Raw genomic sequence first — 11,966 nt, forward strand, 5'->3', positions numbered from 1 at the left:
GCGCCGCCCATCTCCTCGACGCACGCCATCTCGGCCTGGGCGCCCGCGACGAGCTCGGCGACCTTGGCCTCGACGACGACCGACCCCGAGAAGAGGTCGTCGTACTCGAGCAGGTCGGACTCGTAGGCCAGCACCTGCTGCATCCGCAGGCTCCACTGCTGGTCCCACGGCCGCGGCAGGCCGAGCGCCTCGTTCCACGCAGGCAGCTGGATGGCCCGCGCCCGCGCGTCCTTCGAGAGCGTCACCCCGAGCATCTCGAGGACGATGCGCTGGACGTTGTTCTCGGGCTGGGCCTCGGTCAGACCCAGGCTGTTGACCTGGACGCCGTAGCGGAAGCGCCGCGCCTTGGCCTCGGTGACGCCGTAGCGCTCACGGGTCAGCTCGTCCCACAGCTCGACGAAGGCGCGCATCTTGCACATCTCCTCGACGAAGCGCACGCCGGCGTTGACGAAGAAGGAGATCCGGGCCACCACGTCCGGGAAGTCCTCCGGTGGCACCTGCCCCGAGTCGCGCACGGCGTCGAGGACCGCGACCGCCGTCGACATGGCGTAGGCGATCTCCTGCACCGGCGTGGCCCCGGCCTCCTGCAGGTGGTAGCTGCAGATGTTGATCGGGTTCCACTTCGGGATCTCGCGCACCGTGTAGGCGACCATGTCGGTGATGAGCCGCAGCGAGGGACCGGGCGGGAAGGCGTAGGTCCCGCGCGAGAGGTACTCCTTGATGATGTCGTTCTGCGTCGTCCCGGCCAGGGCGTGCACCGACTCCGCGGGGTCCTCCCCGGCGGCCTCGGCCTGGCGCTCGGCGGCGACCTGGTAGAGCGCCAGGAGCCACATCGCCGTCGCGTTGATCGTCATCGACGTGTTCATCTCGCGCAGCGGGATGTCGGCGAAGAGCGCTGCCATGTCGCCGATGTGGCTGATCGGCACGCCGACCTTGCCCACCTCGCCCCGCGCCAGCACGTGGTCGGGGTCGTAGCCCGTCTGGGTCGGCAGGTCGAAGGCCACGGACAGGCCCGTCTGGCCCTTGGCGAGGTTGCGGCGGTACAGCGCGTTGCTCGCAGCGGCACTCGAGTGGCCGGCATAGGTGCGCATGACCCACGGACGGTCGGGCGTCACCCGGGCAGGCGGGTGCGGTGTGCTCTCCGTCGACGACATGGCTCGACGGTAGTGGCGGGGCCGCGTCGTGGGCAGGCGCTCAGGCGGTGAGAGGCGCCACAGTCTCGTCCGTGGCCGGGTGGCGCGGGGCGAGGATGCGCTCGAGACGGCACCCGCGCAGCAGGCGCGTCGTGCGGTCGCTCGCGTCGACGAGCAGCAGCCGTCGCTCGGCACGGGTGGCCCGCCGGTGGAGATGGACGATCACCCCGAGCCCGGTCGCGTCGCCGATCTCGGCGCCGCCGAGATGCAGACGCAGCTCGCCCGGACCCTGGTTGATCACGGCATGGATCGCGTCGCGGATGTCTGGCACCGTGTGGACGTCGAGCCGCCCCTCGATGATGACATCGTGGCCGTCAGGCGCGTCGAGCACTCGGACCGGACCCCTACGGTGGGTGTTCAGCGTCATCTGGACCCCTCTCAACGCTGTGCCGTCACCAATGATGACGCCTCAGCCGGGCAAAACGTTGCTCTTCGGAGTCAAGAACTGGCAAAGAAAATACGTCCGGGAAACGAACATCGTGATGTCGGCGCGCAGGGGGTCCCAGCACTTCCGACAAAGCGGACGAAACGCTCGCTGACTGCCGGGACGGTCGAGGTCCCTAGTGGAGGCGGAACTCGTCGTCGGGCTCGCGCACGACCTCGGCGCCGAGGGTGCGCAGCGCCTCCTCGAAGCGCGGGTAGCCGCGGTCGATGTGGTGGACGCCGCTGACGAGGGTGTCCCCCTCGGCCACGAGGCCTGCGATCACGAGCGCCGCCCCGGAGCGGATGTCGCTGCTCTCGACCGGAGCACCGGACAGGATCGGGACACCGTGCGTCATGACGTGGTGGCCGTCGACCTGGGTGTCGGCCCCGAGTCGCGCGAGCTCCTGCACGGTGCGGAAACGCGCCTCGAACAGGTTCTCCGTGATCATGGCCGACCCGTCGGCGACGGCGTTGTAGGACAGGGCGAAGGGCTGCAGGTCGGTCGGGAATCCCGGGTAGGGCAGGGTCGCCACGTCGAAGGCCCGCGGCCGGCGCTCGAGTGCCGAGATCCGGAACCCGCGCTCGGTGACCTCGACGTGGCAGCCGGCACCCTCGAGCGCCCCCAGCGGAGCACGCAGATGCTCGGCCACCCCGCCCACCACCTCGATGTCGCCGCGGGTCGTCGCGGCCGCGAAGGCCCAGGTGCCGGCCGCGATGCGGTCGGAGACGACGGCGTGCTCGGTCGGAGCGAGCGCCTCGACACCGTGGACGACGATGCGGGACGTGCCGGCGCCCTCGATGCACGCCCCCATCGAGCCGAGCATCTCGGCGATGTCGACGATCTCGGGCTCCTTGGCGACGTTGTCGATCCTCGTCGTGCCGCGCGCGAGCACGGCCGCGGTGAGGATGTTCTCGGTCGCACCCACGCTCGGGAAGTCGAGGCGGATGTCCGCGCCCCGCAGCCCCTGGGGGGCGGTGGCGACGAGGTAGCCATGGGTCACGTGCACCTCGGCGCCCAGGGCCTCGAGGCCCRCCGCGTGCAGGTCGAGCCCGCGGGAGCCGATGGCGTCCCCACCGGGAACGGCGACATCGGCCTCCCCCACCCGCGCCAGGAGCGGCCCGAGCACCGAGATGGAGGCGCGCAGGGCACGCACGAGCTCGTAGTCCGCGCGGTGACCGACGCGTTCGGGCACGTCGAGCACCACGACGCCGGCCGCAGCGTCGTAGTCGACATCCACGCCGAGGCGTCTGAGGAGCTCCGCCATGATCGTCACGTCGGCGATGGCCGGGACGTTGGTCAAGGTGGTCCGACCGACGGCCAGCAGGGCCACGGCCATCAGCTTGAGGGCACTGTTCTTGGCGCCCACCACGGCCACCTCGCCCACGAGGTGTGCGCCACCGACGACGCGGAATCGCTCTCTCACCCACCGAACCCTAGCGGGGTCCCGGGGGGCCGTTGGACGCCGCGGGGAGGGTGAGAGAGTGGGCCCATGGTCAACCTGACGCGGATCTACACGCGCACCGGCGACGACGGAACGACGAGCCTCGGCGACTTCTCACGGGTCAGCAAGAACGACGCCCGGCTGCACGCCTACGCCGACTCCAACGAGGCCAACGCCGCCATCGGCATCGCGGTGGCCTGCGGCGACCTGCCGGAGGAGGTGAAGGCCACCCTGCAGCGTGTGCAGAACGAGCTCTTCGACGTCGGGGCCGACCTGTCGACCCCGCTGCGTCCCAGCTACGACTACCCCCCGCTCCGCGTCGAGCAGCCGTGGATCGATGACCTCGAGAAGGACTGCGACCACTACCTCGAGCAGGTCGAGAAGCTCCGCTCCTTCATCCTGCCCGGCGGCACCCCGGGATCCGCCCACCTGCACCTCGCGACGACCATCGTGCGTCGTGCTGAGCGCTCGGCGTGGGCGGCCATCGACCAGCACGGCACCGACCCGGCCGCCGAGGGCACCGATGCCCGCGGGGTGGGCGGCGTCAACGTGCTGACGGCGAAGTACCTCAACCGCCTGTCCGACCTGCTGTTCATCCTGGCCCGCATCGCGAACAAGGGCATCGGCGGCGACGTGCTGTGGYAGCCGGGCGGCGGACGCGTCGAGAAGCCGGAGCGCGCCGGGCGAGCCTGACCGCACGAACGCGGCATACGGCATACCGCATACGGCATGCTCGCGGGACTGGTCGGGCGCGAGGTCACGCAGCTCGTGTCGCCGGAGCGCAGCACCGGCGCGATCACGCGCAGGACCAGACGCCAGGACTCGCGCATCCACATCCCCCGCGCAGAGGCGTGGGCGGTCCACAGCGGTGGCGTCGCCGCTGGCCGTGGCCGCGGGCGCTGCGCACTCTGGCCCGATGGACCGCACCCTCTCCCCGGCACTGCACGACGTGGCGCAACACCAGCACGGTGTCCTGACGCGGCGTCAGCTCCTCGACGGGGGCATCACGCCGGCACAGCTGCGCACCCGCCTTGGCCGTGAGTGGCGGCTCGTCCTGCGCGGCGTCGTCCTGCTCTCCAACGCCGTGCCGAACGAGCAGCAACGGCTCATGGCTGCCCAGCTCTTCGCAGGACCACGGAGCTGGCTGGCTGGTCCCACTGCGGCTGCGCTGCACGGCATCGGTGACCTCACGGTCACCAACCCGATCCACGTGCTCGTCCCGGCACCGCTTCGGTCGCGCACCCACGCCTGGGTCGTCGTGCGAACACCACTCTCCTGGACGAGCCGTTGCACCGGCGCGGACCGCTGCGGGTCTCCTGCCCGGCGCGCGCCGCGGTCGACGCCGCCGCAGCAGCCCCGTCCGACGAGGTGGCCCGAGCCGTCCTCGTCTCCGCGGCACGCTCGCGAACAGCCCGGATGAGCGACCTGCTGCACTGGGTCCTCGCCCGCGGCCAGGTCGGCTCGCACCGCCTCCATGCGGGACTGTCGGTCGCGGCATCAGGAGCCTGGTCGCTGCCGGAGGCCGAGCTGCTGCGGCTGCTGTCCTCGTCGACGGTCCTGCCCCAGCTCCTGGCCAACCCCGAGCTGCGCGACGGCGAGGGGCACCGACTCACCACCCCGGACGTCTGGGTCGACGACGTGGCGATGGCGATCATGGTGCACAGCCGGAGGTGGCACGCGGGCGAGCGCGAGTGGGAGTCGACGGTCGAGTACGACACCGACCTACAGGCCGCACGCGTCCTCGTCGTCGGGGTGACTCCACACTCGATCCGCGCACGACCCCGCTGGGTGCTGGAGCGGGTCGAGACGGCATACCTGCGCGCGAGGTCGGCGGGCGGGCGCGCGGACGTGGTCGCCACACCGCGGGACCCGTGGCAGAACGGGCGGCTCCTGCTGCCCCGGCCTGCTCGAGCCAGGACCGGCTCCTGATCGTGCGGCTGATCGCGCAGGCGCTGTCGCCTAACCGCACCACCTGCGCGATCTCGCGCCCGATCTGGAGACGTCAGGCGCCCCGGGAGGCGTCAAGCCACGTTGACGTTGTAACCGGGCGGCGAGGCCTCCTGCCACGACCGCAGCGCGGTGTAGGCAGGGCCCTGCAGTGCCAGCTCGAAGTCGCTGTCGCCGTCGCTGCACGGCACCCGGCTCGCTCCCGGCAGCAGCGGGATCGAGTCGCTGCCGCGGAGCGGCTCCGGGACGTCGAGCAGGAGGCGCTGGCGCAGCCAGCGGTACTTCGGACGCACGGAGACGCCCCCGAGGGAGTACCACTCGAGGGCGTTGTCGCCGAACCGGATGAGTCCCAGGCGCCACCGGTCGGACTGCGACCGGCGCATGCCGCACAAGGTGAGGGGCAGGCCCTTGGCGATGTAGCGACGACGCAGGAAGGTCGTTGCGAGGACGCCCACCGCGACCACTACGAGCGTGCCGACCACGACCTCGGTGGAGACGAGAGCGGACGGCACGCGAACCTCAGTTCGTCTGCAGTGACGAGGCGTCGACGTGCTCGGCAACGATGGTCACCACGTCCGAGTCGACCGAGAGGAACCCACCGTCGACGGTCACGGTGCGGCGCTCGCCCTCGAGCGACTCGATGGCCACCTCACCCTCGACCAGGACGCCGAGCAGTGGCGCGTGGCCGGGCAGGATGCCCAGCTCACCCGAGATGGACCGAGCGCGTACGAACTTGGCCTCGCCCTCCCAGACCTTCCGGTCGGCGGCAACCATCTCAACCTTGAGCGAACTCACGTTTCCTCCGGATCATGGGGTGTGTAGTGCAGTTTAGTGCCTCCGCGCCGGTGCTCCTGACGCGAGGCAGGTGTGTGCCGCAAGCCGCCTCCCGGGAGGAGGCGGACGTCGCGCGCCGTTGCGCTCAGTCGATCCTGGACGCACCCGGCGCCGGGTCGTCGGCACTCGGCTGCTCCCGCTGCCGGTCCTTCGCGAGGCGCGGGAGCTCGGGGCTGAACTCCGAACCGAGGTCCGAGATCGCCTGTCTGGCGAACACCTGCTGCTCGGTGACCACCCGCTCCGATCGGCCCCGGCCGATGAAGGTGACGACCCAGTGCAACAGCGTCGTGATGCGGTGCTTGAAGCCGATGATGTAGACGAGGTGGACGGCCAGCCAGAGGATCCAGGCGAAGAACCCGCTGAACTGCGCCTTGCCCACCGACGCCACGGCGGAGAACCGCGAGATCGTCGCCATGGACCCCTTGTCGAAGTACTCGAACGGCCCCTGCGGCTCCCGCCCCTCGAGACCGCGCACGATCTGCTCCGCGGCGTAGCGCCCGCCCTGGATGGCGACCTGCGCGACACCGGGCAGCCCCTTCAGGGCCATCATGTCGCCGACGACATGGACCTCGGGGTGGCCGGGGAGGGTGAGGTCGTCCTGGACCTCGATGCGACCGGCCCGGTCGAGCGCGGCGCCCGTCTGGTCGGCGAGCTGGCGCCCGAGCGGCGAGGCGCTGACGCCCGCGGCCCACACCTTGCAGACGGACTCGATGCGCTCGCGCCCACCGTCACGCAGCTCCACCTCGATGCCGGTCGAGTCGACGTCGACGACCTTGGCGCCGAGGCGCACCTCGACCCCCATGTCGGTCAGGCGCTTGACGGCGCGGTCGCCGAGCTTCTCCCCGAACGAGCCGAGCACCGCCGGGGCGGCATCGAGCAGGATGATGCGCGCCTTGGTCGGGTCGATGCGCCGGAAGTCGCGTCTGAGGGTGCGCCGGGCCAGCTCGGAGATCTGGCCGGCCATCTCGACGCCGGTCGGACCCGCGCCGACGACGACGAACGTCATGAGCCGGTCGACCTCGGCCTGGGTCGACGCGAGCTCGGCCAGCTCGAACGAGCCGAAGATACGGCCCCGCAGCTCGAGGGCGTCGTCGATCGACTTCATGCCCGGGGCGTGCCGCGCGAACTGGTCGTTGCCGAACCAGGACTGGCCGGCGCCGGCGGCGACGATGAGCGAGTCGTAGGGCGTGACGGTCTCGCGCCCGACGGTGGAGTGCGTCACGGTGCGCGCCGCGAGGTCGATCTCCGTCACGTCGCCGAGCAGCACCTTGGCGTTGTGCTGGCGGTGCAGCACCTCGCGCGTCGAGGGGGCGATCTCCCCCTCGGAGAGGATGCCGGTCGCCACCTGGTAGAGCAACGGCTGGAAGAGGTGGTGGGTCGTGCGGGCGATCAGGGTCACGTCGACGTTGGCGTTCTTCAGCTTCTGCGTGCTGAACAGACCGCCGAAACCGGATCCGATGACCACGACCCGGTGGCGCGGGGCCTGCTTGCTGGGCGTGCTCACGATTCTCCTTGTCCTGGTGCGAGTACTGGGCTCGTCGGCGCTGACGTCCTGCGTACGGGTCAACACCGCTAGGAGTACCCGCATGCCCCGGAGGGAGACGACGTGCTCGATCTCACGCCGGGTCGGGCCTGGTCAGCCCTCGGGTGGACGACGAACGGGGAGGAGCTACGGGGGCTCCTCCCCGTTCGTCGGGTGAGACCGGTCATCCCGGCTGCGTGCTCAGAGGTTCTTCTGGATCTCCGCCCACTGGCGCTCGACGTCGTCGAGGCCACCGCACATGAAGAAGGCCTGCTCGGCGACGTGGTCGTACTCGCCGTCGGCGATCTTCGTGAACGCCTCGATCGTGTCGCTCAGCGGCACGGTCGAGCCCTCGATGCCGGTGAACTGCTTGGCGACGTAGGTGTTCTGCGACAGGAAGCGCTGGATGCGACGGGCGCGGTTGACGAGGATCTTGTCCTCTTCGGAGAGCTCATCGATACCGAGGATCGCGATGATGTCCTGCAGCTCCTTGTTGCGCTGGAGGATCGACCGGATCCGCACCGCGGTGCTGTAGTGGTCCTGGGCGACGTAGCGCGGGTCGAGGATTCGCGAGGTCGAGGACAGCGGGTCGACGGCGGGGTAGATACCCATCGAGGCGATGTCACGGGAGAGCTCGGTCGTCGCGTCGAGGTGCGCGAACGTCGTGGCCGGGGCCGGGTCGGTGTAGTCGTCGGCGGGCACGTAGATCGCCTGCATCGAGGTGATCGAGTGACCACGCGTCGAGGTGATGCGCTCCTGGAGCGTGCCCATCTCGTCGGCCAGGGTGGGCTGGTAGCCCACGGCGGACGGCATACGCCCGAGGAGCGTCGAGACCTCGGAGCCGGCCTGCGTGAAGCGGAAGATGTTGTCGATGAAGAGGAGCACGTCCTGCTTCTGGACGTCGCGGAAGTACTCCGCCATCGTCAGCGCCGACAGGGCGACACGAAGACGGGTGCCCGGCGGCTCKTCCAYCTGCCCGAAGACGAGGGCGGTCTGTCCGAGGACGCCCGCCTCCTCCATCTCGACCATGAGGTCGTTGCCCTCACGGGTGCGCTCACCGACACCGGCAAAGACCGACACACCACCGTGGTCACGGGCGACACGGGCGATCATCTCCTGGATGAGCACCGTCTTGCCGACACCGGCACCACCGAAGAGGCCGATCTTGCCACCCTGGACGTACGGGGTCATGAGGTCGATGACCTTGATGCCCGTCTCGAACATCGTGGTCTTGGACTCGAGCTGGTCGAAGGCCGGAGCCTTGCGGTGGATGCCCCAGCGCTCCTTGACCTCGAGCCTCTCGCCCTCCTTGAGGTTCATGCACTCGCCGGTGGTGTTGAACACCTTGCCGAGCGTCACGTCGCCCACGGGGACGGTGATCGGGCCACCGGTGTCCTGCACGGCCGAGCCTCGAACGAGGCCGTCGGTCGGCTGGAGCGAGATGGCGCGGACCATGTTGTCGCCGATGTGCTGGGCGACCTCGAGGTTGAGGCGCTTGGTCTCGCCGGCGAGGGTCACCTCGGTCGTGAGCAGGTTGTACTGCTCGGGCATGGCCTCGACGGGGAACTCGACGTCGACGACCGGGCCGATGATCCGCGAGACGCGGCCGACTCCGCCCGCGGGCGGGGCCGTCCACGTGGTGTCACTGACGGTTGCAGTCATGGTGGTTGACTTCCTTACCTTCTGGGCGGGTTACTTCGTGGCGTCGGCGAGGGCGTTCGCGCCGCCCACGATTTCGCTGATCTCTTGGGTGATGCCGGCCTGGCGAGCCTGGTTCGCGAGGCGCTCGTACTTCTTGATGAGCTCGGTCGCGTTGTCGGTGGCCGACTTCATCGCCCGCTGGCGGGCGGCGAGCTCGGAGGCCGCCGAGCTGAGCAGCGCGGTGAAGATGCGGTTGCGGACGTACTTCGGCAGCAGCAGGTCGAGCACCTCGGCGGCGTTCGGCTCGAAGGAGTACTCCGGCGGGATCTGGCCCTCTTCGTAGTGGTGCACGCTGAGGTCCAGGCTCTCGTCGTCGCCGGCCTCGTCGGCCCCGACGACCTCGAGAGGCAGCAGCCGCAGCACGTGGGGGTCCTGGCGGACCATCGAGCGGAAGCGGGTGAAGACGATGTGGATCTCGTCGTTGCCGCCCTCCTCGGTGTCCTTGAGGAAGTCGGCCGTGATGCGGTCGGCGATCTCCTTGGCGTTCTCGAACGTCGGGGCGTCGGAGAAGCCGGTCCACTCGGCGGCGAAGTCGCGCTTGCGGAACTTGTAGTAGCTCACGGCCTTGCGACCGACGAGGTAGGGCACGACCTCCTTGCCCTCGGCGGTCAGCCTGGAGATGAGCTCCGCGCTCTCCTTGATCGCCGCGACGGAGTAGGCACCGGCAAGTCCGCGGTCCGCCGTGATGATGACGACACCGGCCCGCTTGGCGGTCTCCTTCGCCGTCGTCAGCGGGTGGTCCTCGTTCGTGTTGGTCGCCACGGCGGACACGGCGCGGGTCAGCGMGGTCGTGTACGGCATCGCCTCGGTCGCCCGCTGGCGAGCCTTGACGACGCGTGCGGCGGCGATCAGCTCCATCGCGTTGGTGATCTTCTTGATGGAGTTGACGGACTTGATGCGCTGGCGGTAGATCCGCATCTGCGCTCCCATGTGCTCCGCCTCTCTTGGTCTCGTGAGTCTGTGGTGACGTGTCCTGCCGGCGTATGCCGTGTGTCCGGCTCCCAACTGCCCGCTCAGCCACGCGGGCAGTTGGGGGGACTCGGGGGGCGAGGCCCCCCGAGGGTTATTTCTGCTTGACGATCTTCGCCTGGGTGATCTGGTCGTCGGCGATCTCGTCGAACTCCTCGTTGCCGGCCTCGAGGCCGTCGCGACCGGTGCCGCGGAAGGTCGACTTCACGTTGTCGACGACCTTCGTCAGGGCGATCTCGGTGTCCTCGTCGAGCTTGAGGGTCTCGCGGATCGTCTGGAGGATCGAGCCGTCGCGGCGGAGCGTCTCGAGCAGCTCCTGCTCGAAGTTGCGGACGTCCTCGACGGCGATGTCGTCGAGCTTGCCGGTGGTGCCGGTCCAGATCGAGACGACCTGCTCCTCGACGGGGTACGGCGAGCTCTGCGGCTGCTTGAGCAGCTCGACGAGACGCGCACCACGGGCGAGCTGGGCTCGCGACGCGGGGTCGAGGTCGGAGGCGAACATGGCGAACGCCTCCATGGCGCGGAACTGCGCGAGGTCGAGCTTGAGTCGCCCGGCGACCGACTTCATCGCCTTGATCTGCGCGGCACCGCCGACTCGGGAGACCGACACACCCACGTCGATGGCCGGACGCACGTTGGCGTTGAACAGGTCGGCCTGGAGGTAGATCTGGCCGTCCGTGATCGAGATGACGTTGGTCGGGATGTACGCCGAGACGTCGCCGGCCTTGGTCTCGATGATCGGCAGACCCGTCATGGAACCGTGGCCGAGGTCGTCCGAGAGCTTCGCGCAACGCTCGAGGAGCCGCGAGTGCAGGTAGAAGACATCGCCCGGGTAGGCCTCGCGGCCCGGCGGACGGCGCAGCAGCAGTGACACGGCGCGGTAGGCCTCGGCCTGCTTGCTCAGGTCGTCGAAGACGATGAGGACGTGCTTGCCCTGGTACATCCAGTGCTGGCCGATGGCCGAGCCGGTGTAGGGCGCGAGGTACTTGAAGCCGGCCGAGTCAGAGGCCGGCGAGGCGACGATCGTGGTGTACTCCAGCGCGCCGGCCTCGGCCAGGGTGCTCCGGACCGACGCGATGGTCGAGCCCTTCTGCCCGATGGCGACGTAGATGCAGCGGACCTGGGCGTCGGGGTCGCCGGACTCCCAGTTGCGCTTCTGGTTGATGATCGTGTCGATCGCGACCGTCGTCTTGCCGGTCTGGCGGTCGCCGATGATGAGCTGGCGCTGGCCGCGCCCGATCGGCGTCATCGCGTCGACGGACTTGATGCCGGTCTGCAGGGGCTCGTGGACCGACTTGCGCTGGACGACCGTGGGCGCCTGCAGCTCGAGGGCACGGCGCTGCTCGGCCTTGATCTCGCCGAGACCGTCGATCGGGTTGCCGAGCGGGTCGACGACGCGACCCAGGAAGTCGTCACCGACCGGGACCGAGAGGACCTCGCCCGTGCGCTTGACGGTCTGGCCCTCCTCGATGCCGGCGAAGTCACCGAGGACGACGACGCCGATCTCGTGGACGTCGAGGTTCAGGGCGAGGCCGAGCGTGCCGTCCTCGAACTGGAGCAGCTCGTTGGTCATGGCCGAGGGAAGACCCTCGACGTGAGCGATGCCGTCACCGGCGTCGGTGACGCGGCCGACCTCTTCGCGGGAGGCCGTGCCGGGCTCGTAGGACTGGACGAACGAGTCCAGTGCGTCGCGGATCTCCTCCGGACGGATCGAAAGCTCCGTCATGTCAGATCTTCTCCTCGGTTTCGACCCGCGTGACGGGCCGGTGGTTGTTCACAGCTGGTGGGTGGGCGGTGCCTCAGGCACCCATGGCGCGGCGCGCCGCGTCGAGCTTGCGGATGACGGTGCCGTCGATGACCTCGTCACCGATCTCGACCTTGACCCCGCCCATGACCCGGGGGTCCACGACGGTGTTGACGTGGACCGTGCCGCCG

Annotated in this window: 13 protein-coding genes; 3 read left to right on the forward strand and 10 right to left on the reverse strand. The window is 69.7% G+C overall.

The annotated features are described in order from the left end of the window. The 3 genes from AC1DP0_RS09610 to murA all read right to left on the reverse strand — a co-directional run. Window positions 1-1,091: methylmalonyl-CoA mutase family protein (locus AC1DP0_RS09610; RefSeq protein ID WP_478084080.1), on the reverse strand; the 1,091-nt coding region annotated here is incomplete at its 3' end. Between the two features lie 103 nt (window positions 1,092-1,194). Next, a complete protein-coding gene (locus AC1DP0_RS09615) occupies window positions 1,195-1,560 on the reverse strand; it encodes an STAS domain-containing protein (protein ID WP_478084062.1) in 366 nt (121 codons plus the stop codon). A gap of 193 nt (window positions 1,561-1,753) precedes the next feature. Next, window positions 1,754-3,040 (reverse strand): UDP-N-acetylglucosamine 1-carboxyvinyltransferase, encoded by a 1,287-nt coding sequence (gene murA, locus AC1DP0_RS09620; protein WP_478084064.1) that lies wholly within the window; start codon window positions 3,038-3,040, stop codon window positions 1,754-1,756. A gap of 66 nt (window positions 3,041-3,106) precedes the next feature. On the opposite strand from murA, the gene AC1DP0_RS09625 reads away from it, so the two are divergent. The 3 genes from AC1DP0_RS09625 to AC1DP0_RS09635 all read left to right on the forward strand — a co-directional run bounded on the left by AC1DP0_RS09625 (window position 3,107) and on the right by AC1DP0_RS09635 (window position 4,987). Then, window positions 3,107-3,751 carry a cob(I)yrinic acid a,c-diamide adenosyltransferase gene (locus tag AC1DP0_RS09625; protein WP_478084066.1) on the forward strand — a complete coding sequence of 215 codons (645 nt, stop codon included), beginning with the start codon at window positions 3,107-3,109 and terminating at the stop codon, window positions 3,749-3,751. 223 nt (window positions 3,752-3,974) lie between these two features. After that, a complete protein-coding gene (locus AC1DP0_RS09630; protein ID WP_478084068.1) occupies window positions 3,975-4,478 on the forward strand; it encodes a hypothetical protein in 504 nt (167 codons plus the stop codon). After that, the gene (locus tag AC1DP0_RS09635) at window positions 4,475-4,987 is read left to right on the forward strand and encodes a hypothetical protein (RefSeq protein ID WP_478084070.1); all 513 of its coding nucleotides are present in this window, start codon (window positions 4,475-4,477) and stop codon (window positions 4,985-4,987) included. The genes AC1DP0_RS09630 and AC1DP0_RS09635 overlap by 4 nt, the downstream gene beginning before the upstream one ends. 92 nt (window positions 4,988-5,079) lie before the next feature. Here AC1DP0_RS09635 and AC1DP0_RS09640 read toward each other — a convergent pair whose 3' ends face one another. The 7 genes from AC1DP0_RS09640 to AC1DP0_RS09670 form a co-directional block, all read right to left on the reverse strand. Further along, on the reverse strand, window positions 5,080-5,517 hold the full coding sequence (locus AC1DP0_RS09640; RefSeq protein ID WP_478084071.1) for a DUF2550 domain-containing protein: 438 nt from the start codon (window positions 5,515-5,517) through the stop codon (window positions 5,080-5,082). 7 nt (window positions 5,518-5,524) lie between these two features. After that, window positions 5,525-5,800 carry a F0F1 ATP synthase subunit epsilon gene (locus AC1DP0_RS09645; RefSeq protein ID WP_344255666.1) on the reverse strand — a complete coding sequence of 92 codons (276 nt, stop codon included), beginning with the start codon at window positions 5,798-5,800 and terminating at the stop codon, window positions 5,525-5,527. Window positions 5,801-5,924: 124 nt separating this feature from the next. Continuing rightward, a complete protein-coding gene (locus AC1DP0_RS09650; RefSeq protein ID WP_478084073.1) occupies window positions 5,925-7,343 on the reverse strand; it encodes an NAD(P)/FAD-dependent oxidoreductase in 1,419 nt (472 codons plus the stop codon). A gap of 219 nt (window positions 7,344-7,562) precedes the next feature. Then, window positions 7,563-9,023, reverse strand: coding sequence for a F0F1 ATP synthase subunit beta (gene atpD / locus AC1DP0_RS09655; RefSeq protein ID WP_478084074.1), 1,461 nt, complete (start codon window positions 9,021-9,023; stop codon window positions 7,563-7,565). A gap of 30 nt (window positions 9,024-9,053) precedes the next feature. After that, window positions 9,054-9,992 carry a F0F1 ATP synthase subunit gamma gene (locus AC1DP0_RS09660; RefSeq protein WP_478084075.1) on the reverse strand — a complete coding sequence of 313 codons (939 nt, stop codon included), beginning with the start codon at window positions 9,990-9,992 and terminating at the stop codon, window positions 9,054-9,056. Between the two features lie 133 nt (window positions 9,993-10,125). Further along, window positions 10,126-11,757 carry a F0F1 ATP synthase subunit alpha gene (atpA, locus tag AC1DP0_RS09665; protein ID WP_478084077.1) on the reverse strand — a complete coding sequence of 544 codons (1,632 nt, stop codon included), beginning with the start codon at window positions 11,755-11,757 and terminating at the stop codon, window positions 10,126-10,128. A gap of 73 nt (window positions 11,758-11,830) precedes the next feature. After that, window positions 11,831-11,966: F0F1 ATP synthase subunit delta (locus AC1DP0_RS09670; RefSeq protein WP_478084082.1), on the reverse strand; the 136-nt coding region annotated here is incomplete at its 5' end.

The sequence above is a fragment of the Terrabacter sp. P5_B1 genome, assembly GCF_056400505.1.

Excerpts from the sequence above, each read along its gene's own strand:
- AC1DP0_RS09615 (WP_478084062.1), bottom strand. The coding sequence starts at position 1,560 with ATGACGCTGAACACCCACCGTAGGGGTCCGGTCCGAGTGCTCGACGCG.
- AC1DP0_RS09635 (WP_478084070.1), top strand. The coding sequence starts at position 4,475 with ATGAGCGACCTGCTGCACTGGGTCCTCGCCCGCGGCCAGGTCGGCTCG.
- atpA (WP_478084077.1), bottom strand. The coding sequence starts at position 11,757 with ATGACGGAGCTTTCGATCCGTCCGGAGGAGATCCGCGACGCACTGGAC.
- AC1DP0_RS09630 (WP_478084068.1), top strand. The coding sequence starts at position 3,975 with ATGGACCGCACCCTCTCCCCGGCACTGCACGACGTGGCGCAACACCAG.